The 21,599-nt window shown below is 57.8% G+C and carries 22 protein-coding genes and 1 pseudogene; 9 read left to right on the forward strand and 14 right to left on the reverse strand.

Annotated features, from left to right (window positions below; genetic code table 11):
* The first annotated feature begins 47 nt into the window (after window positions 1-47).
* Window positions 48-392 (forward strand): hypothetical protein, encoded by a 345-nt coding sequence (locus C8J25_RS18660; RefSeq protein WP_107955865.1) that lies wholly within the window; start codon window positions 48-50, stop codon window positions 390-392.
* Between the two features lie 21 nt (window positions 393-413).
* Here C8J25_RS18660 and C8J25_RS18665 read toward each other — a convergent pair whose 3' ends face one another.
* From C8J25_RS18665 to C8J25_RS18695, 7 genes are all read right to left on the reverse strand, one after another.
* A complete protein-coding gene (locus C8J25_RS18665) occupies window positions 414-698 on the reverse strand; it encodes an SOS response-associated peptidase family protein (protein WP_341871548.1) in 285 nt (94 codons plus the stop codon).
* Window positions 699-1,192: 494 nt separating this feature from the next.
* Entirely contained in the window at window positions 1,193-1,387 is a 195-nt protein-coding gene (locus C8J25_RS20435) for a hypothetical protein (protein ID WP_146173401.1), read from the reverse strand.
* A gap of 115 nt (window positions 1,388-1,502) precedes the next feature.
* Complete coding sequence (locus C8J25_RS18670; protein ID WP_146173402.1) at window positions 1,503-1,763, reverse strand: hypothetical protein; 261 nt, start codon at window positions 1,761-1,763, stop codon at window positions 1,503-1,505.
* A 22-nt stretch (window positions 1,764-1,785) separates the two neighbouring features.
* Window positions 1,786-2,076: a type II toxin-antitoxin system RelE/ParE family toxin gene (locus C8J25_RS18675; protein ID WP_107955867.1), complete on the reverse strand. Its 291-nt coding sequence runs from the start codon at window positions 2,074-2,076 to the stop codon at window positions 1,786-1,788.
* Window positions 2,069-2,314, reverse strand: coding sequence for a type II toxin-antitoxin system ParD family antitoxin (locus tag C8J25_RS18680; protein ID WP_107955890.1), 246 nt, complete (start codon window positions 2,312-2,314; stop codon window positions 2,069-2,071). The genes C8J25_RS18675 and C8J25_RS18680 overlap by 8 nt, the downstream gene beginning before the upstream one ends.
* Window positions 2,315-2,401: 87 nt before the next feature.
* Window positions 2,402-2,965 carry a MobA/MobL family protein gene (locus C8J25_RS18685; protein ID WP_107955868.1) on the reverse strand — a complete coding sequence of 188 codons (564 nt, stop codon included), beginning with the start codon at window positions 2,963-2,965 and terminating at the stop codon, window positions 2,402-2,404.
* Between the two features lie 246 nt (window positions 2,966-3,211).
* The gene (locus C8J25_RS18695; protein WP_244187218.1) at window positions 3,212-6,163 is read right to left on the reverse strand and encodes a Tn3 family transposase; all 2,952 of its coding nucleotides are present in this window, start codon (window positions 6,161-6,163) and stop codon (window positions 3,212-3,214) included.
* A 128-nt stretch (window positions 6,164-6,291) separates the two neighbouring features.
* Here C8J25_RS18695 and C8J25_RS18700 point away from each other — a divergent pair, with 128 nt between their 5' ends.
* Window positions 6,292-6,897 (forward strand): recombinase family protein, encoded by a 606-nt coding sequence (locus C8J25_RS18700; RefSeq protein ID WP_107955870.1) that lies wholly within the window; start codon window positions 6,292-6,294, stop codon window positions 6,895-6,897.
* A 50-nt stretch (window positions 6,898-6,947) separates the two neighbouring features.
* Here C8J25_RS18700 and C8J25_RS18705 read toward each other — a convergent pair whose 3' ends face one another.
* Both C8J25_RS18705 and C8J25_RS18710 read right to left on the reverse strand, forming a co-directional pair.
* Window positions 6,948-7,934, reverse strand: a complete 987-nt coding sequence (locus tag C8J25_RS18705) for a prolyl hydroxylase family protein (RefSeq protein ID WP_107955871.1) — start codon at window positions 7,932-7,934, stop codon at window positions 6,948-6,950.
* A gap of 70 nt (window positions 7,935-8,004) precedes the next feature.
* Window positions 8,005-11,310: a TonB-dependent receptor domain-containing protein gene (locus C8J25_RS18710; RefSeq protein ID WP_107955872.1), complete on the reverse strand. Its 3,306-nt coding sequence runs from the start codon at window positions 11,308-11,310 to the stop codon at window positions 8,005-8,007.
* A gap of 316 nt (window positions 11,311-11,626) precedes the next feature.
* On the opposite strand from C8J25_RS18710, the gene C8J25_RS18715 reads away from it, so the two are divergent.
* A complete protein-coding gene (locus C8J25_RS18715) occupies window positions 11,627-12,433 on the forward strand; it encodes a response regulator transcription factor (protein WP_107955873.1) in 807 nt (268 codons plus the stop codon).
* Between the two features lie 185 nt (window positions 12,434-12,618).
* Here the strand turns inward: C8J25_RS18715 and C8J25_RS18720 are convergent, their stop codons facing one another.
* Window positions 12,619-12,978 (reverse strand): hypothetical protein, encoded by a 360-nt coding sequence (locus C8J25_RS18720; protein ID WP_107955874.1) that lies wholly within the window; start codon window positions 12,976-12,978, stop codon window positions 12,619-12,621.
* 183 nt (window positions 12,979-13,161) lie between these two features.
* Between C8J25_RS18720 and C8J25_RS18725 the strand changes: the two genes are divergently transcribed.
* The 3 genes from C8J25_RS18725 (at window position 13,162) to C8J25_RS18735 (ending at window position 17,896) form a co-directional block, all read left to right on the forward strand.
* Complete coding sequence (locus tag C8J25_RS18725) at window positions 13,162-13,713, forward strand: hypothetical protein (protein ID WP_107955875.1); 552 nt, start codon at window positions 13,162-13,164, stop codon at window positions 13,711-13,713.
* Window positions 13,714-15,153: 1,440 nt separating this feature from the next.
* Window positions 15,154-16,557 (forward strand): hypothetical protein, encoded by a 1,404-nt coding sequence (locus C8J25_RS18730; protein WP_107955876.1) that lies wholly within the window; start codon window positions 15,154-15,156, stop codon window positions 16,555-16,557.
* Between the two features lie 79 nt (window positions 16,558-16,636).
* Window positions 16,637-17,896 carry a S41 family peptidase gene (locus C8J25_RS18735; protein WP_107955877.1) on the forward strand — a complete coding sequence of 420 codons (1,260 nt, stop codon included), beginning with the start codon at window positions 16,637-16,639 and terminating at the stop codon, window positions 17,894-17,896.
* Between the two features lie 156 nt (window positions 17,897-18,052).
* Here C8J25_RS18735 and C8J25_RS18740 read toward each other — a convergent pair whose 3' ends face one another.
* Window positions 18,053-18,535 carry a DUF4188 domain-containing protein gene (locus tag C8J25_RS18740; RefSeq protein WP_107955878.1) on the reverse strand — a complete coding sequence of 161 codons (483 nt, stop codon included), beginning with the start codon at window positions 18,533-18,535 and terminating at the stop codon, window positions 18,053-18,055.
* A gap of 98 nt (window positions 18,536-18,633) precedes the next feature.
* Window positions 18,634-19,148, reverse strand: a pseudogene (locus C8J25_RS18745) (IS5 family transposase); the annotation flags it as partial.
* Between the two features lie 253 nt (window positions 19,149-19,401).
* Between C8J25_RS18745 and C8J25_RS18750 the strand changes: the two are divergent.
* The 3 genes from C8J25_RS18750 to C8J25_RS20440 all read left to right on the forward strand — a co-directional run bounded on the left by C8J25_RS18750 (window position 19,402) and on the right by C8J25_RS20440 (window position 20,445).
* The gene (locus C8J25_RS18750) at window positions 19,402-19,683 is read left to right on the forward strand and encodes a hypothetical protein (RefSeq protein ID WP_146173403.1); all 282 of its coding nucleotides are present in this window, start codon (window positions 19,402-19,404) and stop codon (window positions 19,681-19,683) included.
* Between the two features lie 189 nt (window positions 19,684-19,872).
* The gene (locus C8J25_RS18755) at window positions 19,873-20,127 is read left to right on the forward strand and encodes a hypothetical protein (RefSeq protein ID WP_107955880.1); all 255 of its coding nucleotides are present in this window, start codon (window positions 19,873-19,875) and stop codon (window positions 20,125-20,127) included.
* 42 nt (window positions 20,128-20,169) lie between these two features.
* Window positions 20,170-20,445, forward strand: a complete 276-nt coding sequence (locus C8J25_RS20440; RefSeq protein ID WP_146173404.1) for a hypothetical protein — start codon at window positions 20,170-20,172, stop codon at window positions 20,443-20,445.
* A 58-nt stretch (window positions 20,446-20,503) separates the two neighbouring features.
* Here C8J25_RS20440 and C8J25_RS20445 read toward each other — a convergent pair whose 3' ends face one another.
* Together C8J25_RS20445 and C8J25_RS20450 are read right to left on the reverse strand one after the other, a co-directional pair.
* Window positions 20,504-20,815, reverse strand: coding sequence for a hypothetical protein (locus C8J25_RS20445; RefSeq protein WP_146173405.1), 312 nt, complete (start codon window positions 20,813-20,815; stop codon window positions 20,504-20,506).
* A 121-nt stretch (window positions 20,816-20,936) separates the two neighbouring features.
* Window positions 20,937-21,341, reverse strand: a complete 405-nt coding sequence (locus tag C8J25_RS20450) for a hypothetical protein (protein WP_167397768.1) — start codon at window positions 21,339-21,341, stop codon at window positions 20,937-20,939.
* Window positions 21,342-21,599 lie beyond the last annotated feature (258 nt).

Consider the following 21,599-nt stretch of genomic DNA (forward strand, 5'->3'; position numbering starts at 1 on the left):
CACGATGAAACCCGGCGTTAAAGTACGAAACTAAAGATTGAGATCGCATGCCCCACGCCAGCAACATCGTTTACTGCGACGGACCTGACAGCCCGCATGCGTTCGACATAGTACCCCTCCAGCCCCGCAACGGCAGCCTCGATGCCATGTGCCTGGTCTGCAAGGGCCGCGGGCAGTGGAATACCGAGATCGATCTCGTCAGTTTCCGGTGCAAGCGAATGGCATGCGACCGGTGCCACGGTGCTGGCTGGGTCGAAACAGGTACCGATCCGATCGGCCTGCCTGACATTGAAGTTTCGCCGGAAGGGTATCCCCGTTGGACGATCCGCTTCGAACCCGGCGACACGAAGCTGGAGGTCGATCCGGCCCAACCTGGTCTGGCCAAAACCTGAGCGGGATCAAGGGGACCGTGTTTAGATCAGCCGAGGCGTCACCGTGCGCGTCGGGAACGCCGGCCCCCGCACCGTCATGCGGTCAGCAGGATACAGCCGTTGCAAGGACAGGACGTCTTCATAGCTACCGGTCAACCACCGATCGTGATTGTCCGGCCGCAAGATCGTGATCATTGCCTTGGGGTGGATCGGCGCCACCAGCTCGTTCGCGTCACACGTGACCATCGCGAAGTAGCGCCGGTCGCCGACCTGTCGCCAGAAACCGGCGATCGCGAACACGGGCTGGTCGGTCACACCGAACCACATTTCCCCCTTTATAGGCTTCTTGCTGTCGCCGAGGTCGGTAGGCTCGCGCGCTCATTCGCAGAACTTCGTCAGCGGGATCAGGCACCGATTTTTCCAAGAATTTTGCGAATTTGATTCGCGCTCGAAAACGACGGCCAGCAAGCCGCCGACTGCACGAGCGAGTCCCCCAGTGGTTTGAAGTTCGGCCAGCCCAGAGGGCGCTAACGGGAGGCCAATAAGTAGTGTCATCACAACCATGCTGATTGGCATGGTGGCAGTTTGCGCTGCACAGACTGGAATGGACGCGGAGGCGAAGTAGGGCGACCAGCAATGCTCTTTCTCCAAGCACGCCGTGATCTCAGCGCCGGGATCGAGAGATACGCTTCTCGCTCCTCGACCGTCACAGGAACACCGCGTGACTAGCGCCAATGATAGTAAAGGTAGCCCTTTTCGGACGGGTCGAAACGTAAAGCGAGAATGGCTCGCTGTTCATCAGATTTTTTTGCGCCCCAAAATCACCTGTTACCCGCCGTGTCCGCGACCGCCGCATTGCCGGTAAAACCGAACTTTTCGAGATCACCGACCGCCGTGGCATACATGACCACCGCGAGGATTTTTTCGTATTTCCGTGTGAAGACCATCGGGTCTGTCTCGCGCGGAGGATCAAACGATACGGAATCGCCTGACACCCGGAGGACGCTGCCCGCCATCAGCCCACAGTGTTGTTCGAGCGCCCGGCATATTTGCGCAGATCAGTATAATGCGAGCGCTTTGGGAAATCATTGAGCACCCCCAATTTTGTGACAGCCGCCTTAGTTTCGGCGATCATGCGCGGACGTATAGTTCAACGGTGTAGGCGCTATAGGCAGACTGAAGCGACTGCTCCGCAAATGTTACAGTCTCTGCCGCCGCAGCCTTATGGATGCAGGAAAACTGGTCAGAAGAGGCGCGTGCGTCGCGGCGGATCACGATCTCGATGCATTGCAGCTCGTCCTGCCACACCACTGATACCGCGCCGCGATCAAGCCCGCAGGCAACTAGCTTCTGTGCGATGACCTGTTCTGGCGGCATAACTTGGTGGTGCATCAATCATATTGGCCTCGCAGGGTTACAGATGGCGAGCCGCATCCATACGCTGATGCAGGATGCGGATGACGGCGATACCGTAGCTGGTCGGACGGAAATATATGACATGCTGCTCGACCCCGCGCCGTCGATAGCTTGGTCGGATGTTGGCGCAGCCCTGCGCCTGCTGCGGCGCTTCGGCCAGATCGGCGCAGGCGGCTTCGATTAGGTCGGTGTAAAGCATCGCCTGAGACAAACCCCAGTGCGCCACGGTGTAGTCGAACACTGTGTCTAGGTCGCGCTGCGCCCTCGGGCTGAGCTGGTATTCAGCCATGCTGCGCGGCTTTGCGCTGCTTGAACGCGGTGAAGTCGAACGGTTCCGGCTCCCCGCTCTGCTCGCCCTCAATTAGCGCCTGGCGGATGCTCTCAATCTCCAGACTCCGCTCCTGCTCGCGCCGGATGAGGTCGCGGATCGCCTCGCTATCATTGGTATAGCTGCCGGCATCAATTTGGGCGGCAATCCAAGCGTTCTGCTGCTCGGTAAGGGTGATGGTCTTGCGTACGGTCGCCATATCGGCCTCCACATCATACTATTGGTGCTGTTTAGTACATTGCATAGCCGATCTCATTGTCCGAAGCCACTATCCGGCCCGTCCCGGTTATGCCCGCGCTGGCGTTGCCGCTGCCGATCGCGCTCGTCCTGGCCATGATCGACGGCTGGCGTCTGCTGATGCAGGAGTGACTGGTCGGGTGCCGGCAGGGCAAACCCGTCGCCGGCACTGGTCTACAACCCCGCCCGCATCGTCAGGCTCGCCATGCCATGCGCTGCCAGCTCGGCCTTGTTCGCGCAGCCGCTGACCCATCTCCTGCAGCCACTCCCGGCCGCGCACGAGATACGTTTCCAGCCCGCGCTTCTCCTCGATCGCCTCGTTCATCTGCCCGCGCGGGGTGACGGCGTGCGGTTCCTCGCCCGCCGCGATCTGCTCGGCGTACGCGCGCCGCTCGATTGCGGCTGAAGCATGGCCCATCTTGACCGCAGGCTCCATTTCAACGCGCTGACGGGCGTAGTTACGATGATCGACCCGCTCGGCCACCTGCGCTAGTTCGAGCGCATCGTTGACCTGCTCGGCCCAGCGCTCCCGGATCGCCTCCACCTCAACTGACGCCGACGATCGCATGTCGAGCGCGCGTCTTCGCTCCCAGCCCATCAGGCCCCTGTGCATTATTCGGATACAGATTCACGGTAGCGCTCGCAGACCCGATGTTCGACAGGAACGCTTATTAGCGGACATTGATCAGTTAGGGGCGGGCTGGCTCTTTTCGCAAGCTGCTAGGGCGTCCCACGCGAGCTGGTCGAGCCACTCATCATCTGACGGTTCAGTCCAAGGTTTTAGCACATCCACTAAGGCCGGATCGGCAACCAATGCAGCGGCCTCAAAAAGGCCCCTTTGCATTATTCGGGCACAGATTCACGGTAGCGGTTTGATGAGCAACGGCATGAGGCCGTTGGCGTCGAGATCGAGGTTATCGGACCAGACATAATCGCCGGTGAGATTGATGCGGTCCCAGCCAAGCGGTGAGAGACGGGACAGCATAGTCGGATCGATGGCGGTCCCCCGATGCCGCATTTCTTCAACGGCGCGACCGAGATAGCGGCAGTTGAACAGGATAATCGCGGCGGTGACGAGGTTGAGCGCGGCTGCGCGGGTCTGCTGGTTTTCCAAGCCACGATCGCGAAAACGGCCGAGCCGGTGGAAAGCAACCGCCCGGGCCAGGCTGTTGCGTGCCTCACCCTTGTTCAACTCGGCGGTGACGGTGCGACGCAGTTCCGGATCGTCAAACCAGCGCAGCGTAAACAGGGTGCGCTCAATCCGCCCGACCTCACGCAGTGCCGCGGCAAGGCTGTTCTGCTGGCGGTAGGCGGACAGCTTCTTCAAGATCAACGATGGCGTGACGGTGCGGTCACGCATTGCGCCGATGACACGTTCGATATCCGGCCAGTGGTTGACGATCAGGTCCCGGTTGAGCCTGTGACCGAACAGTGGTGCGAGCCTGCCATAACGCTTCGGGGGTTCGAAGGCGTAGAGGCGTCGATCGGACAGGCGGGGGATACGCGGCTCGAAGTCGAGCCCGAGCAGGTGCATGGTCGCGAACACGATGTCGGAAACGCCGCCCCCGTCGACGTGCAGCGCGGTCAGATCGGCGTTGCTATCATGCCCGAGAATGCCGTCGAGCGCATGGATGGCTTCCCCGGCCGTACCGGCGATCACAGTCTGGTGAAGTGGCGCGTACCGATCGGTGATGGTGGTGTAGATTTTGACCACGGGATCGCGCCCATAATGCGCATTCACCGTTCCGCCGGCCTCGCCCGGACCGCCTAGGTAAAAGGCCTGACCATCTGCCGAAGCCCGGTGCCCCTGCCCGAACCAGGCGGCGATCGGCTCGGCGTGGATGGCATCGGTCAGACAGGCAAGCGCCGCGCGAAAGGTTTCCTCGCGCATGTGCCATGTCTGCATGCGCAGGAGCGCGCGGCGTGATCCTGCGCCGCATACCTCGGCCATGCGTGACAACCCTAGATTGGTCGCTTCGGCAATCAGGGTGGCGAGGAAGGCGCGCTCGTCAGCAGGCGGCAACCCGGTTGAAACGTGACCGAAATGCCGGGTGAAACCGGTCCAGCGTTCGACCTGCGACAGCACGTCGGTGATACGGGTAGCAGGCAGCATGCCGTAACAGGCGGGCGTCAGGTGCCGCCCTTCATCTCCCCCGCTGTCATCACCCTTCTGCTCTTTGGGGAAGCGTAATCTCTCCCCGGCGAACAGGGCGGCATCACGCCCGTCCAGATTCCGGGCTACGCCGCGCAAGGCGCTGTCGAGTTGCGCAGCGCGCTGATCGAGCCATGCATGTGGATCGCCGAGCGAGAACGGCGGTTGGAGCGTCGCGCCTGGCGATGGCGCAAGCAGCACGTCCAGTGACCGGTGCATCCGCGACGTCGGCACCCATATATCGCCCGATGCCAGCGCATTGGCGAGCGCGCCGTAAGTCGCCATCTCCCAATGCGTCCGGTCGATCTTTCCTGCAACCACGACATGGCGTTGCCAGCGCCGCTCGACATGACCGAGCGGAACGTCGGCGGGAAGCGGTTTGCGCCAGTCGCCATCGAGATCCGACAGGACCGTCATCGCATTACGCAATGTCGCGGTGCCGGCCCGGCCGTGGAAATCGAGCGCTTGCAGGAACTGCGGTCCTGCCCGCTTGAAGGTCCGGTACTCGGCTGCAATCTCACTCAGCACATCATCCCTGTGAGGTGCGGCGGTACGACGGATGATCGCCGCATCGGCATCGAGCATGTCGAGAGACAGGATATCCCTGAGGGCCGCGCCGATATCTTCACCAGCGCGTGCTGCCCGGCTGACCGTTTCCAGCACCGTGGCGATGCGAATCAGCCGGTCGCGTCCCTCGCGTCCCGAGACCGCGACGCGCTGTTCAAGGCGTTTGCGAGCACGAAGGTGAGCGCGTCCCATCAAAGCGCCGAACATGGCGATCGCCGCGTCGGTAAGCGTGGCCTCCAGTTCGCGCAGCGTGGCCAGCAGGATGACCCGCCTGCGGCGAGGGCGCATCTGTTGGAAAGCCTGAGCGGTATAGCGCACACCTTCGCGGGCGAATTGCGTCAGGCGTGGTTCGTACCGGGGATCGATCAGAACGCGGGAAATACCGGTCCACCGGATCAGTGCGACCTTTTCGAGGATTTCGGCGAGTGAGACGGATGCGACGCGGGGCTCCGGTTCGCGCAGCCAGGAAAAGCGGCTTTGTCTGTCGTGCACCTTGTCATCCACCAGCGTGTCGAGACGTTGTCGCATCTCTGTATCGAGTGTGTCGTCGACCGCGGCGACTAAGTCGGTTTCCGCCCGAAGCATCGCCTCGGCCGCCATCCGCTCCACAACGCTGATACCGGGGATGACGATGCGGCGGGTGCGCAGCTCGTCCATTAGTCGGCCGAGCAGAATGCGCCCGTCAACGATGGGCATGGCTTCGGTCGTCAGCCACGCCATCATCGAAGTGCGAACCGGCTGGCTCAGATCGGCAAAACCAAACCGTGCCTTGATGGCGGCAAGTTGATCGTAGCGGGTCGGCGTACGCCGTGCGAAGTCCGCGATGACACCCGCATCAACCCCAACTTGGTCGGCGATATGGTCGAGCATGATTGCAGGCAACAGCTCGCCGGCGCGCAGATGCCGTCCAGGATAGCGCAGACAGCAAAGTTGCAGAGCATAGCTCAGCCGCGTCGCAGGAGTGCGGGCGATACCGATCGCGGACAAGTCTTCGGCGTCGAGACCATGATATCGCACAACCATCGTCTCGGTATCGGGCAGCGCAAGCAGTAGGGCGCGCTGTCGCTCGGTCATTGGAATGCGTGCGGGCATGTTTCATCCTCCAAAAACCACTTGCCTTTTGGTTGCTTAATGAAAGAGGATTGTGAAAGGCGGAAGGCGGCGGAAACCCGTCACTCCTGTTTCTGCCTCCAGATACGGCCGTTTGTGAAAGAGACCGGATGACCCGCGAACCCTACCTGATCGGTTATGCCCGTGTGTCCAAGGGCGACGACCAATCGAATGCTGCACAACGCCGCGCGCTCGATGCAGCTGGCTGTAAGCGGGTGTTTGAGGAGACCGCCAGCGGCGGGCGGTGGGATCGGCCAAAGCTTCTGGAGATGATCGGCCAGTTGCGCGACGGCGACGTGGTGATCGTCTGGAAGCTAGACCGGTTGTCGCGCAGCCTAAAGGACATGCTGCACATCATGGAGCGGATCGAGCTGGCAGGCGCTGGCTTCTGCTCGCTGACCGAAGCGATCGACACTACCACGGCCGCGGGACGCATGATGATGCAGATGGTCGGCAGCTTCGCCGAGTTCGAGCGCGCGATGATCCGCGAGCGCACCAGCGCCGGCCTCGCCCAGGCCCGTGCAGAGGGGAGGATCGGTGGGCGCCGGCGCAAACTAGCTGAGAAGCAACGCCGTGAGATTGCAGAATCCGTTGTCTCTGGGCGTAAGTCAGGTGCCGAAATGGCCCGCCTTTATGGCGTTAGCCAACCTACCGTTTCACGCATCGTGGCCACGTACCGCCAAACCGGTCCGGATCGGCGGGATGCACTATCTTGAATGCGGCTAATATAACGTAATTTTAAATATAAGATTTACAGTATTAGGATTTACACCACTCGCTCTGGTCCTTTCCAGATATCAAACGGCTTCTCACGTATCCAGCGTGTTGCAATCCACTTACTGCCTTTTTGGACTGGCATTCCAGCGTGATTACTATCCGTATTTATACGGCCATCCGGGTATATGTTGGAAAACATTATGGCATCACCGGCTTTTGGTAAGATACTGATCTTAATATTAGGAAAAACTGTCTGTCCACCAGTGAAATCATCATTAAGGTAAATAATAACGGTCTTGCCTCTTTGGTTATTGGAAGACGACAAGATATCGGAGTGTAGTCGGAATTGCTGATTAAACTGATACCGCAAAATTGTCAGAGCCTCACCGGCAAAGACCGAGCTACCGCTCAGCGCGGCGATGCGCAGATTGATCGCTCTTATCGCTAAGTCCTCCCGCAGCGGTCCGATACTTGCAGTATCGGACGTTCTGACCGGGTTCGAAATTTTTCGACCGGTTCGCGGATCAATAACAAGTGCCGGAGTCAAAAGATCTGCCGCGCTATGCATCAAATGCCGACATTCTAGCGGCGTTAGGAACGCCGAAACGCGTGATAATGTGCCGTCACGCGATAATGGTTCGGCAGCCAATGCCTGTGCAGGTGATCCGTCATCCTTCAGGCTCATATCGCGGATCAGTCCCAGGACTTCCCTGGCGTGATAATTGTCCTCTGACGTCGCTTCCAGCAATAGCCTCGCGGCCTTCCAATCCGGCGGGGCGCCGCTTCCGTTCGCTGTGAGCGCAATTTGCATCATCTGCGCTTCATGATGGCCAAGAGACGCAGCTTTGCCGATTGCCATACGCGCGGCGGCAAGATCACGCGGTAGAATGTCTCCAACCACCTGCCAAAACCCAAAGCGAAATAGCGCCTCACGATCTTGGCGAGCGGCAGCAGCGACAAGCGCTGAGATAGCTTCCGGAATACGGTGGGCAGCGATGAGCTGATCAACCACTTGTAGAGACGCGCTATTCGACATCACAACCGCATAACGCAGATCGGGGGCCGGTGGAAACCACCGACCCCCGATATTGAGTTAATAAGACGACTTAGAATTTGGCTACCGCACCAACATATAGATAACGACCACGGACGTCGTAGATACCGGAACCATCGGTAACCCCAGTCAACCCGTAAGGAGGCTGCTTGTTACCGATATTGTCAACTCCGATATACGTATTGAAACGGTCTGACACGTCCGCCTGGAGGCGGATGTCATGATAGCCAACGGCCGGATACTGCTTGATCGGCGCATAGTCCGCGTTCTGTGGCGGCAGACCATTTAGACCATTATAGTCTTCATACGTGTTGAGATATGCAGCGCCGATGTAACGGAATCCGTAGTTTATCCCAACCTTACCGACGCTCGCACCGGCGTTGAACGTAAGACGGTTTTTCGGATCACCCAATTCGCCGAGCAACCTATCCTTAAACGATGGATCGGCTGGGTTGGTAAAGTTGTCGTTCTGGATCGAACGGACATACGCGGCCTGAATAAAACCAGTACCCCAAGAGAACTTGTGATTGTAATTCACGTTCGCCTGAACACCGCGCACCTTCAGCTTGGCAAAGTTCGCCGTGGACTGAAGCAGGGAACCTTGAAGGACCTGGAACGGCTGTTCGCCCGCAGGACCGCCATTCGCACCGGCACGTTGGAAGAGTCCGCAGAAGGGATTGTCCAACGACGTTGCATCATAGCACAGGTTCAAGATGTCTTGCGGTGAACCCGTGGCAGTGATCACGTCCTTGACAGTAATGTCGTAATAGTCAGCGGAGATCGAGAGCCCGGGAGCGAACGACGGTGTGACGACAAAACCGGCCGTGTAGGAATCAGATTTTTCGGCTTTCAGGTTCGGATTGCCACCGCTTACGAACTCGAGCGATGCAGTATAGACGTAGTCGTATCCAGCAGGACGACCTGCCGCATTGCAATTTGCAACCCGATTTGCCGAGCCAGTTGCGAGATTCCGAGCTGAACATGGATCGTCGGGAGCTGGAGTAAAGTTCTGCGACTGCGAGGAATAAAGCTCACCGAGGTTCGGCGCACGCACCGACCGCGAGTAGCTTCCGCGAAACATCAGGTCTTCAACAGGACGGTATTGAATGCCGCCGGAGTACGCATAGACTGTACCCGCCGAGCCCTTGTAATCTGAAACACGTCCGGAACCGTTGATCGTTAGTTCACGAATCAGCGGCAGATCCTTGAGGAGCGGAACACGTAGCTCGCCAAAAGCTTCCTTTACTGCAAACGCTGTAGGCGGATTAAGCGTGGGGATTGCATTGTAGAAAGCGTACCCAGCCTGGGTGAAGTCATCGAGATCGTAATAATTCGTTTCGCGGCGATATTCGCCACCGACAACGAACGCGATTGGACCGCCAGGAAGCGAAAACAGCTGGCTAAGATCCCCTGACACGAAGCCGGTTGCGTCGAACTGAGTGATCTTGCCCTGAGCGCGTGACGCGACTGTCAGATAGTCACGGGCGGCTTGGGACACCGAACCATCGCCGAAGGGATTGATAGGTACGCAAGCAGCGATGTCTGCCGCGAGCTGTGCCGGATTGCCGCCGACATCGCTTCCTGCATAGCGAGGGTCCACCTGTGACCGGCAGACGACTTGGCCGGCTGCGTTTCTCGTCGAATCGACAGACAGCAGATAGCGCTGCGTGTTGATGTTGCCCTGGATGAGATTCTTTTCCTTGAACTCACCGTAGTTGGCCGACAATTCGTAGTGCCAATCGTCGTTGAAATCACCGCGAACGCCGCCAACGATCCGGTAGGTTTCACGACGGATTTGCTCGTCGCGAATACCAAGATCGAGCCAGTTGCGACGGAGGGAGAAGCGATAGGAACCGTCAGCAATTTGTGCCAACGACGCGTTCTGTCGCGCCAGTCCTCCTGCCGTCGTGCCAAACGCAGCCCCGCTGTTGGGGTTCACACCGGAGTTCACCCCCGCCGCTAGCTGCGTAGCCAGTGTCGCGCGGGCTTGGGCACCGAGATAGGGATTGTCGAGCCGAATGCCTTCACGATTAACGTCGCCGGTCGTGAAGTACGAAAAGTCCGATACTCCCGTTACAGTCGTCGCGTCTCCCAAGGTTTGCCCCTGCGAGAAGAATGGACCGCTCTGCGAACCACGTGCGTCGCTGCGTGAGTACTTGGCTTCGATAAACGGAACGAATGCACGCGAAATCTCATAGTGGCCAAGGACGTTAAACGAGTACCGCTTGAGATCCGGGGACAGAACCAAGAGGCGTCCCTGACGACTGTTGTATCCATTCCCGTTTATGAAGCTGCCGTTCGGTCCCAGGCCGACCCGAAGTCCATTCTGCTGGGCCAGCGCACCACCCGGCTGAAACAAATAGGAACAGGTGTAGGACGTACCCACGGCATCGTTGCCGCACGGTGCACCAGCCAAGCCAGGGCGGTACCGGATCCCAACTTGCCCACCGGTCGAGATAGTCGTCGAGCGGATGTCGTTGAAGAATGCGCGATCGAAGACGTTGTCGGCGCCATTCACGGAGCCAGCTGGATCAGTATCGACTGTGACGAAGCCGTTGACCTGTTTGACGTTAGGCCGGCCGCTCGCGTAATAATCCTCTTGATGTGCATATTCGGCGCTGACGGTGATATTACCACGTCCGCCCCCAAAGTTCTTGCCTGCGATAGCCCCGATCAGCTGCGCGCCAGCATCGCCATATTTGCTGATGCCCGACTGGCCGCGAAGGCTTAGGCCGTCGTAGTCGTCCTTCAAGACAAAATTAACGACACCCGCGACGGCATCGGAGCCGTAGGTAGCAGAAGCGCCGCCAGTGAGAATCTGGATGTCTTTGATCAGATCCGACGGGATCGTATTGATGTCGACCGACACGCCACTGTTCAAGATGTCGCCGGCGACGTGGCGACGACCGTTCACGAGAACGAGTGTCCGCTGCGTACCAAGGCCGTAAAGATCAATGAGGTTGAGTCCGCGCACACCCAAGCTCACGGTCGAGTTCTGCTGGCTGAACGTATTACGCAGCTGAGGCAGCTCGTTCAGCGTATCGCCGACTGACACCTTTCCGGTCTGGAAAAGCTGTTCGCCGGATACGGTCGTGATCGGCGACGTCGACTGGATATTTGGTGAGCGGATGCGCGATCCGGTAACGAGGATATCGCCAGTGTTCGTAGCCGTCGCCTCGCCCGTTGCAACGGCAGTGTTCGGGGCGTTCTGCGCGGATGGTTCCGCCGACGCGTCTACGGAAGCGGCATCTGACTGCGCCTGCATCGCCGAAGGCTGCGTTTGAGCCGAGACGGTGCTCGGGGTGATTAGGGCAACGCCGGTAAGTGCCGTGGCGCCGAGGAGGCGATAAAATTTCATGGTAGAACCCCTGACCTGCTTTTCTATTTCTTACTGAATTTAAGCCGTTTTAAAGGGGTATGCGCAAGAGATCGCCGTCATAAAATGACAGGAAGATGAACTTCTAATTTCGAATGTGACAAAAATGATACATCGTGTAGCACCGTTGGTGAACTTCTAGGGCGAGGGCAGCATTCCAGCGCTATCTCGCGTCCATGCTCAAGCGGCCTACCGCTAACCACTAATTTCCTTGCCCTGCTCTGGAAAATGCAAGCTAGGGTTTTTTTATCTTGAACCTGCGTTAAGGCTGCCTTCGGGTTAATTCGAGAACCATCCTATGCCTGACAACGAACACATCTCAGTTATAGACGCGGTCATGATTGGCGAGCAGCCAAGCGCTCAAAAGCCGAGAATAGTATTAGTTGGTTCGCCTGGCGAGAGTGGCGCCATCAAGGAATATCTCTCACAACAGCTTTATGAAATACAACAGGCAAATACAGCTCAAGATCTCAGTGACTTTTTATCAGAGAATGCGTATGATCTAGTCATAGTTGATGCAATTGTACCCGACGATGACATTGTATCACTGATCCAGAAGATTTCTTTGAAGGATAAACTATTTCACCTGTTTGTTCGATCCGAAACTGATGATGAGGTCGATACCGTTCTGGCGTTGGAACTAGGCGCCGATGATTGCGTCGCTCTTTCGTGCAGTCCCCGTGAAATCAAGGCTCGGGTTCGTGCACTGTTGCGTCGTCGCATAACTGATGCGCAAAAACTAATTGAGGTCTCCGCTGAGCGAAGTAGCGCCTCAGGATCGGAACTCTCGTATGAGGGCTGGATATTAAATAGGGATAGATGTCTCCTATTTTCCCCAGTAGGTGATGTTATAGATCTAACAAATGCAGAATATGGAATATTAGTAAAACTATTTATCGAACCAGGATCGGTAAAAGACCGATCGAGTCTACTAAATGTAGATAGTGAGTCTAGCGAGTATGATGTCAGGTCACTTGACGTTTTTGTTAGCAGGCTTCGTAAGAAGATGGCTCATTACGATGGTCAAGACTTAATAGAAACAGTTCGAGGCAGGGGATATCGACTTAGCATAACCCCGAACCGGGTAACATCCGGTGAACCGTAACTGCCGCTGTCTTTTTCATAATTAACAAGCTTTTTACCGCCGGCGCGTGATGGCGAGAAGCGCCCCACATCGAGCTACTGTGAATCTGTGTCCGAATAATGCACAGGGGCCGAGAAGGCATCGGCGTTCTCGGAATCGATTGAATTTTGGGGATGCCTAGGTTCGGGAGGAGAGCTGCATCATCGCTATGGACCCAATCGTATCCATTCTTTCTTTTCGAGCTCGGGGTCAAAGGCGAGCAGTACTCGACCGGGGGGCAGCTTGAACGAGCTTTGGTAGGCTTCGAAGAAGGCGTGGTAAAGCGTGGCGTAGGTTTCGAAGCCAAGTCCCGTTTGGGCAGTCGTTTCTGACGTTCCGATCGTCCAGGTATACTCCGGGCCATTTACTGGAGAGCGTTGAGGGCCTGAGGCGTAGAACGAGGCTTCTCGTGTGCCATTAACACTGAGGATGAAGCGCATACCAACCCGCTGCCCTTCATAGCGCATCTGGTATTTGCCGCCTTCCGCGATCCAGCCCTCCTCGGATTTTTGAAAATTGAATACCATAGCGCGGACTTTCGCACTCCGAACGCTCGTCCGCAATTAGGCGTTCGGCCAATTCCGTTTTTTCGATCGGGATCGAGTTTCGAGAATGAGCGGATTAAATAGGAAAGCGGAACCGCCGCTTGGGAGCGCCTAAGGCGGAAAGTAGACGTTGCCGTCTATCGTCGTACGCCGGATACAGGTGCAATGATCGCACTGGCCCTCCTGCTGCAAGCAGCTCCCGTTCCCCCGGTTCCTTCTCCTCCCCGAGACAGCTATTTGGCTGCGATTGCGCTTTGGCGGGACAATGCGCCGTCCGACGCGGAGATACGGTCGGCTATCGATAGTGCCGTTGGAGCGGTCGCCTCCGGAGCCCTTGCGGATGTAGGCATCCAAGTCGACTACCGGAAACAGAGCTCGGTTGGTCGATGGCTCAAATGGTACGATCAGATGAAGCCTGTGATCGCTCGACATGTGCCCGCTGACCTCCGTCAAACCAACGCAATCGTGGCGGATTGTGTCGTTGAAGATCTAGCTTGGACTCTATCACCTGAGGAAATCACCAGTGTCAGAAACTTATTTTCGACGACAGCCAGTAAAAAGTTCTGGTCTGTTGCCGGTGTCTTTCGCGAAAAGATGAAGGACTGCTACCTCAATGCGTTGAATCTAAAAGCCCTTGACGCCGACTTTCTCACCATTGGCCTGCGTCCGCCCAAACCGCCTAAGCAGACATTACCGCATGGATTTGTCATGAACTAACTAAGTGACCAAAGTCCATTTTGAAACGTGCACAGGTTAACGACCTACTTAAAGTCTATTAACTGGCCCCGCCGGAATTGAGAAAAGAGGTAGCCAGAGATATAGATCGCCAAATATCATTTTTGTTGGCTGGGGGTTCACTAAATGCTAGTACGATATATTTATTATTGACGGTGAATTTGTATCCACAAGCATAGAATTTACTATTAGTACAGAGCAGTTTATAATCGCCGAAAGCTCTGGCTTTCCCATTACCATAACCAGTTGGTATAACTGACATAAAGTCTGCTTCGGTATGAGTCTGAAGCCTTGAATCTAAAACTAGGTCAAACGTATTAAATTTAATACGTAGAAACCGTCGACCACTCGGCTTGTAAGACACTACGCGACTGGCGTCCGTTCTAATCTTAAAACCATCAACTTCCGCAACTACGACTTTGGATGGCTGTTTCACCGAGCATGCGCCAATTAACGTTGCGGATAGGATCACAGTCACATTAATTTTGGACATCGGTTTGGCTTCGTCAAAGAGGCACCCTTACTCAGCCATGATGCTCTGCTGAACGAGCGTCGGCAATCAAGAAACACAAATCCATTTTGAGCGACCAATTATGGGCAATCACGCATTCTCGAAAAGGATGCTATTTCAAGAATCGTGACACGGGCCGCGGTGCAAAAGAGATTGAATTTGAGGAAGGGAGCTAAGTCGCTCAGATTTAAGCATCTGAGAGCTTTGCGTGCCCTCCCCAATCTCTCTCATAGCATCTGCCGCGTCAGGACCTTTACTAGGACGGCGTAAATCGACCGGCGCGGCTCACTCGGACCCCCTCTTTGGCCCATGCAGCCTGTGATTTGCATATATCTCTGGATGGGCCGGGTTGAGGCATGGCGGCGGGTAGGTCAGCAAAGAACTTGATACAGTAAACATGACGACGCTCGTCATATCGTGCCCTGTAGTCGTCGGTTATTGTCCTGGTGCGCGGTGGCACAGCTGCGGCTCCGATTGAAAGGGATGCAATCAGCAGTCCAGCCGCAAAAACCCTGCTCGTGTTGGTCGGTATCATATCCTGCTCCCGTAGACGCCCGCGCCTGTCCGCGAGGGTCGTGCTTCGGGTTAGCAAGATGTGTGCCACCCCAGTAACACACGCCGGCCCTACGAGGGGGAGGAATAGATGCCAACGACGCTCACCATTATGTGGCGAAAGGCGCCAACTCCTGGGCTCATACCTTGTGTAGTCTCTATCGATCGGAGTTCGGGACCAGCGCCCCCCAATGGGACCTACTCGCGAACGATCAAGTTTCGGGAAGTTTAATCCTTTTCCGAAACCCATGGATATCCAGCCTCTGAGTAAAGGGACATAGCTCTGCATTTCGTATCGGCAGTGTTCAGCGAACATAAAGCTTTTTGGCTCTTCAACGGTCAAAAGGGGGCGCACAGATATGTTGCTTACGATGGTGATTGCCGCGCAGGTCGCGGCATCGAACCCAAAGGCGTCCGAACCACCGTCCGCCGAAGTATCGCACAAAGGCAACACCTGGCAGGTCGACTATACCCTTCCTCACGATGCTACCGCCTGGGTCTTCCCCGTCTCTGCGCCAAAACAGATCGATCATTGGCCTTGGCGGCAAGGGGCCTGGCAGGTAGTGACGCCCGGCGTTCGGATTGAACGCCATGGCGCCTATGACATGCTGGTCGCCAGCAACGGTCGCTCGATACCCCGCAAGGTCCGGATCAACTTTAACCCTACCAGCGCGACGTTGGAGCGGGAATATGACCCCGCCATCGCCTTCAGCAATGGTGCGACAGCGCTTTATTCCGACCAGTTCGACGTTGCACCGATCGATGATCCAGCGACCGTGGACGCCAGGGAGGCGGGCTTGACGGTCCAGGATTTCGGCGGGCGCTCCGTGCCAGTGCGCTTTCACGACGATGCCGGTCCGGTATTCGTGCAAGGCAGGCGGCAAAACGATCCGACTTTGGCTGGAGCGGCTACCTACGTCGTGTTTGGGTCGGGTGAAGTACAGACGATCAAAGGCGTTGCGATGCTTGCCGATCCTGCCCTGCCGCGCTGGTTGACGACCGACGTATCGCAGTTCGCGCCACGGGTGGCATCGACCTATGCCTCGAGGCTCGGCGCCCGATCTGATCCGCGCTTGCCGCTGCTCATCATGGGCTGGCGAGGCGCAACGTCCGGAAAGGTCATCAACGACGGTGGCGTGCGTCCCGGTGAGATCGTGTTGAACTTCGAAGGCGAGGGTTTGCTCGAGCGCAACGAGCGCGCCGCACGCAGAACTCGATGGTTCATCGCGCACGAGATGGCGCATTTCTGGCTGGGGTCGGAAGGGGTCGGCTATGTCGCGCCGTCGGATGCGTGGATCACCGAGGGCGGGGCGGAGATGATGGCCTTCACGCTCCTCGCTGCCGCGAACCACGAATACGCACTGGGCGAACTTCAGCACGCGGTGGACGATTGCGTAAAGCTGGGCACGAAGCCAATCGCCCAAGCTGCCGATCGTCACGAGAGCCGTGCCTTTTACGCCTGCGGGACGGTGTTCGCGCTGGCGTCGTCCGGCGTCGCGCGACGCCGCGGCGGCAGCGACTTTTTCGATTTCATCAAGCCGCTGCTCGCCCGGCATCAATCCGACCGACATCTGGGAAGCGCCGAATGGCTTGGTCATTTCGCAACGCTTGCTGGCAAACCTGGCGCTGCCAATGTGATGCGGTCGATGATCGAGCATGGGTCGAGCCAGCCGGTGAAGGATATCGAAACCATCTTGAAATTGGCGGACGTTCCGATGAACGTCGTCGGGAACGCCATCGTCCTTGATTCGACCGCGATCTGATCCGGCCTCGGGAAGAAGGCTGACCGGACCGTGCATCGTCGCCGGACGGCGATGGGCATCCCTCATCGAGAATTGCCGCATGAAAACCGTCAGACCGTTCCGCTCGCGAGCTCGCGTCATCGCCCTGTCACTCTTACTGGGACTGTTTGCGGGTCCTGTCCGGGCGGACGACGCACAGTCGCCCCCCTTCGACGCCACGGCGGCCTGGGCATCGTTCGAGAAGCTTTTGCATGAGCAGTACGGCTATTTCGATCGCGCCGGGATCGATGGCGATGCCATCCTTTCGGCCTTTGCCGCGCGCGCCAAGGCTGCGCGCTCAGACAAAGAATTCGTCGATACGCTCCAGCTTGTGTCCTACAATTTTGCAGACCCGCACTTCGTCGTGGGACCGTTCGACGCGGAGGATTGGACGACCATCCCTACGTCGTCCGACCTGTTCGGTACCTACGACGGAAGGACCTTCCGCATCGGGGAGACGAGGTTTGGCGGTGACGCGTTGGTCAAAGGTATTCGGCCAGGCATGACGGTGCTAAAGATTGACGGAAAGGCACCTCGCGCCGCGGTCGAGGGCGTGACGGGACGTCCGTTCGCGACACTCAGCCCAGAGCAGATTGGCTTTGCGTTAAACGTAGCCCTCGCCGGGCGCCACCGGCACCCCCGCAAGCTGGAACTGGCGACCGGGCGTCAGCGACTCGCTGTCGAGTTGGCTGCATCGTCGGAACAGTCGAAGCGCATCCAGGCGGGGCCGCTCGTCAGCGTCGAGCGCCAGGGGACACTCGGCATCATCCGCATCAACAATTCGCTCGGCAATCAAGAGACGATCGGTCAATTCGCTCAGGCTGTGGCTAAGCTCGCCGACACCACCACGCTGCTGATCGACCTTCGTGATACGCCCAGCGGCGGGAACACCAGCGTTGCGCGTGGGATCATGGGTCATTTCGTCGACCATGACCGACCGTACCAGATGCACGTCATTCAGTATGAGTCTCGCGTGCTAGGGCCGACGCGCAAGTTCGTGGAGTACGTCGCTCCCTATGGCGCCCGCTATGCCGGCAAGGTCTATGTCGCGGGTGGGCGTTGGACCGGAAGCATGGGCGAGGGGCTGATGATCGGGTTCGACGCGATCGGCGCCACGACGGTAGGCAGTGAGCTTGCGCATCTCTTGGGCGGCCTGAGCAACGAGACGATCGACGGTTCGGCCGCCAGGATCGACATTGGTACGGAGGAGTTGTTCACTGTCACCGGACTACCGCGCGCTGATTACAGGCCCAATATCTATGTCGCGAGTGCCGAGCGGAACGCGAAAATCGATCCTGTCCTTACCGCGATCGGTCGATAACCGCCGTTCACCATCGCCCTTTCCCTATAAACAGCGGCGAGCGAGACGGCGCGGGCGTTCCCGATTTTGATCGATAATCGAGACGGGGACGTTTTCGGAATCGATCGAGTTCCGGGAACAGCAAGTAGCTCTTATAATCCAGCGCGGGTAACACGATCAGGACCGTGTGCCAGCTAGCCGCTTTCGGGCGCTGGCCCGCGCCCCCTTTGGGGGGTGAAGGGTGCCAGCTACGCCTAAGCCATAGCGCGGCATGTTCACAAACACGGACTCCGAGTGACCGGCGGGAACGACGTAGGTTTCGTGCCAGATGCCTACGTCGCCGCTGGTGCCGATCCTTTCGTTGAAGCGCCGCCACGCGCCCAAATGCGTGCCGCCAGCTTGGTGCGCATAAATGTGAAGATGCTCGGCGGTCTGCCAGTGCTGGAGGACGCCAATGTTGCGGAAGCCAAATACTGGCCGGACGGAAAGGAGGCCAATCGCGGGATCGGCTGCCTGCTCACGAAGCATCGGCGGCATTTCCGCCAGAACCGGGAGCCAGCGCCATACCTTCCACCAACGGTTGATCCGCATTCCAATAGCGAACACGACGATCTCGCCAGGAACCTCTGCACACATCCGCTCGGTCAGAACCTCGTCCATGATCCGTTTCCCCTTTTGGTCGATGATCGGATCCGCTGCCGTGCGCGTACCGCTTGAATTGCGACGGCGTTTCCACCTTGATCTTATCGGGTGCCTTAGCCGCGGTCGCCGAGCAGCCACTGTGCCTTGGGCAGATCGTCCAGCAACGCGGCCGCACCGATGTAGTCACTGACCTGTCCAGCGGTCATGAAGAAGCTGAGCGGACGGCCGTTTGCGTCGGTCACGGCGTGGAGCTTCGTGTTCATACCGCCTTTGGTGCGACCGATCAGGCGCCCGAGATCCCCTTTTTAACCCGCAGGCTCGATGCCGTGCGGTGCGCCTTCAGATACGTCGCGTCGATCATGACGGTCTTTGGGTCGGCATCAGCGGCAGCCAAGCCCTCCATCATGCGGAGGAACACACCCATCTCACCCCACCGTTTCCAGCGATTGTAGAGCGTCTTGTGGGGGCCGTAGTCGCTGGGCGCATCACGCCAGCGCAGCCCATTGCGGTTCACGAAAACGATGCCGCTCAATACCCGCCGGTCGTCAACTCGCGGCTTGCCATGGCTCTTAGGGAAATATGGCCGCAGGCGCGCCATCTGCTCCTCCGTCAGCCAGTACAGGTCGCTCATCCTCAGTCTCCTCACGGAGCCTGAATCAGATCGCGCCTGTTACATCAATGGGTCCTGACCCTAGGGGATATTGTACATTCCTGCCTCTCCGTCCTTCAGAGCGTATCGTAGCGCAGGATATGCGATCAAGGCTTTCCGGACTTCGAACGACGTTAGCCGTCCAACAGGATGGGCCAAGGGGTATTGCCGGAGTACATCGTAAGATACGAAGTCTATAAGCCTCGTATTTCCGCGGGGCAGGGTGCTTGCGACGTTGGCGTACCTGCTACGCGGGGTCTGGGCGAAGGGTGGAATGATGATTGTTTGCCTGTATTTTGAAGATACCCAGGTCGCAAAGTACGACGTCGAGGCGGTTCCGCCTGTCGGCGCCCTTATCGAGTTCCGTATGAGAAAAGCGCGCGGGAAATTCCAAGAGGGGTGGCTGGTCCGGGGGAAAGTTTCGTCAGACAATCCGCCGGAATATGATTTCGAGACGCTCGCGCCAAAACTACTCGTCAACGTCACGGTCTGTGACGTCCAGGCGTGTTTGGAATAGGAGACGGCGGAGGGTATATCTGCCGTGTCGCTATGAGCTACATCAGGCGACTGATGACGGCCTCTATAGCGTCGCAAGGGGTCCCTTTTGCAACGACAGGAACGCCCAAACCCGGACCTAGCTGGGCTGGTTTGCTGATCCCGATAGCGGACATTGCCGGGGCGTCGGCGTTGGGCCAGATTGCTACACATGACCGACGCTCGCACCTTCCTGATCGACTGTCTCGAGCGCGTTATCGATGGGAGCGACGTCACGAACAGCGAGCTTGATGCGGCTATTGCCAATCCCGCCGTGTTGCGCGGTGCTGAGCGGAAAGCGTGGCATGGCTTAAGCTATTGGGCCGACGACGATGACATTCGTGAGAAAGACCCGAATTACGCTCCTTCGCGTAGGCAGCAGCTAGTCGGTTTGCTAGCCGACTTGAGGCGCGATGATAGACACTAGCGCCCACTTGTGGACATTCAGTTCTGTCCACAGAGTAGCTGGATGATCGCTCTTTTCGTATTACTGCTGGCCGCCGAACCTGCTTACCAACCCCATCGCGCCGTGCCGTTCGCAACGGGGCCACTCGCGCAAGTCTCTGCGATGAGGGCAGCGATCGTCGCATGCCAAGCGCCCGCAAAGGTTAGTAAATCGAAGGGGGCTGCAATTGTCCTACTGGCGCCTGATCGGTCCGAAGATGCCTTCAATTGCCTTTCCGCATGGATCGCTAAACATCCGAAAAGTGGCTTCTTCAAACTCGGATTCATTGGTCGTGAGTAGTAGCGATAGTGCGCGACCGGCATGTCCGTTTTCCTTCCCAACCCGGTCGTTCGGCGAATCAGTCTACCCGAACTCGGACGAACCCTTGGTTCACGAAAAGGTGCTTGACCTCTTCCTGGTCCAGCTTTGTTCGAGGCTCGCCGGAAATTGTGACGTTGATGGTCGGAAACAACCGAAGCCAGCGCTTCCGCCCCTCAACCTCACGTATCAAATTGCCCAGAAACAAAGCGGCAGCCTCTGGATCAGCGATCATACGGTGTTGAGATGAGAACGGTCGGGGAGCTGCGCGGGCGACGGTCTGACCTGTGGCAATGTTGGTAAGCCGAACGTGATCTGGTGAGATCGTTGCATTGTAATGGACGGTGAACATCGAGCCTCCGCGCAAGCTACGATACTTGGTATGGTGTCCGCTTTTTACCGACCTCCCCCAAAAGCCGCCAGTCCGCTTTCCTCTCCATTCCGGCCATTCCGCTAACGCCCAAAAGCGGACATTATTGCTTCGAGGCCTGAAGCGCTCGATCTAGTTCTAACGCCAGCAGGCGAGCATCAGGATCGTTGAGGTCGAAACGTAGAGCGTCCCTCTGCCGGCGCATTTCGTCCCGGCGCGACGACTTGGGCTTCGCCGCGATGGCCGCGTACATCCGGACCGCCTTCACCCAAAGGGCGGTCGCAGTCGGCACATCCTCAAGTGCCCGAGAGAACGGAGGTGCAGACGGCACAAAGCTCATTCCGTCCTTCTTTAAGAAGGCCACCACAATCATATTTCTGCGAAAAACAGTTCTATTACAAGACCCGGAAAATGCGTCTGGGTTTGCATCGACTAGGTTACGTGGGTCACTTGCGGTTGCGCGAAGCCCCGCACCGGGCAGTTCTAACGCCGCTACATTGAAGATCACGCGCTGCCCCGAGTAGCGACCCTTCAAAGTCGCAAAAGGAACGAGACGAGCACGCCGTCCTTTCATGCGCGCAAAAGGCTCGAAGGGTGAGGGACCGCCGTCAACGACTCGTGCGAGCACAACCGCGTCTGCCTGCTCCACCAGCTGTAACGTCGTGGGAACCCGATATGAAGGGCGCACACTGCATGCTTCCGCACCGGAGCAAATCGTTGTCAACGTCAGGAGCAGAGCCCACACCAGTGTTGCCGCTCGCATCGT

Source organism: Sphingomonas faeni (assembly GCF_003053745.1).
Taxonomy (GTDB): Bacteria; Pseudomonadota; Alphaproteobacteria; order Sphingomonadales; family Sphingomonadaceae; genus Sphingomonas; species Sphingomonas faeni.

Coding starts and splice junctions, on each gene's coding strand:
- C8J25_RS18660 (WP_107955865.1), top strand. CDS start 48: ATGCCCCACGCCAGCAACATCGTTTACTGCGACGGACCTGACAGCCCG.
- C8J25_RS18665 (WP_341871548.1), bottom strand. CDS start 698: ATGTGGTTCGGTGTGACCGACCAGCCCGTGTTCGCGATCGCCGGTTTC.
- C8J25_RS20435 (WP_146173401.1), bottom strand. CDS start 1,387: ATGGCGGGCAGCGTCCTCCGGGTGTCAGGCGATTCCGTATCGTTTGAT.
- C8J25_RS18670 (WP_146173402.1), bottom strand. CDS start 1,763: ATGCACCACCAAGTTATGCCGCCAGAACAGGTCATCGCACAGAAGCTA.
- C8J25_RS18675 (WP_107955867.1), bottom strand. CDS start 2,076: ATGGCTGAATACCAGCTCAGCCCGAGGGCGCAGCGCGACCTAGACACA.
- C8J25_RS18680 (WP_107955890.1), bottom strand. CDS start 2,314: ATGGCGACCGTACGCAAGACCATCACCCTTACCGAGCAGCAGAACGCT.
- C8J25_RS18685 (WP_107955868.1), bottom strand. CDS start 2,965: ATGCACAGGGGCCTGATGGGCTGGGAGCGAAGACGCGCGCTCGACATG.
- C8J25_RS18695 (WP_244187218.1), bottom strand. CDS start 6,163: ATGCCCGCACGCATTCCAATGACCGAGCGACAGCGCGCCCTACTGCTT.
- C8J25_RS18700 (WP_107955870.1), top strand. CDS start 6,292: ATGACCCGCGAACCCTACCTGATCGGTTATGCCCGTGTGTCCAAGGGC.
- C8J25_RS18705 (WP_107955871.1), bottom strand. CDS start 7,934: ATGTCGAATAGCGCGTCTCTACAAGTGGTTGATCAGCTCATCGCTGCC.
- C8J25_RS18710 (WP_107955872.1), bottom strand. CDS start 11,310: ATGAAATTTTATCGCCTCCTCGGCGCCACGGCACTTACCGGCGTTGCC.
- C8J25_RS18715 (WP_107955873.1), top strand. CDS start 11,627: ATGCCTGACAACGAACACATCTCAGTTATAGACGCGGTCATGATTGGC.
- C8J25_RS18720 (WP_107955874.1), bottom strand. CDS start 12,978: ATGGTATTCAATTTTCAAAAATCCGAGGAGGGCTGGATCGCGGAAGGC.
- C8J25_RS18725 (WP_107955875.1), top strand. CDS start 13,162: ATGATCGCACTGGCCCTCCTGCTGCAAGCAGCTCCCGTTCCCCCGGTT.
- C8J25_RS18730 (WP_107955876.1), top strand. CDS start 15,154: ATGTTGCTTACGATGGTGATTGCCGCGCAGGTCGCGGCATCGAACCCA.
- C8J25_RS18735 (WP_107955877.1), top strand. CDS start 16,637: ATGAAAACCGTCAGACCGTTCCGCTCGCGAGCTCGCGTCATCGCCCTG.
- C8J25_RS18740 (WP_107955878.1), bottom strand. CDS start 18,535: ATGGACGAGGTTCTGACCGAGCGGATGTGTGCAGAGGTTCCTGGCGAG.
- C8J25_RS18755 (WP_107955880.1), top strand. CDS start 19,873: ATGACCGACGCTCGCACCTTCCTGATCGACTGTCTCGAGCGCGTTATC.
- C8J25_RS20440 (WP_146173404.1), top strand. CDS start 20,170: ATGATCGCTCTTTTCGTATTACTGCTGGCCGCCGAACCTGCTTACCAA.
- C8J25_RS20445 (WP_146173405.1), bottom strand. CDS start 20,815: ATGTTCACCGTCCATTACAATGCAACGATCTCACCAGATCACGTTCGG.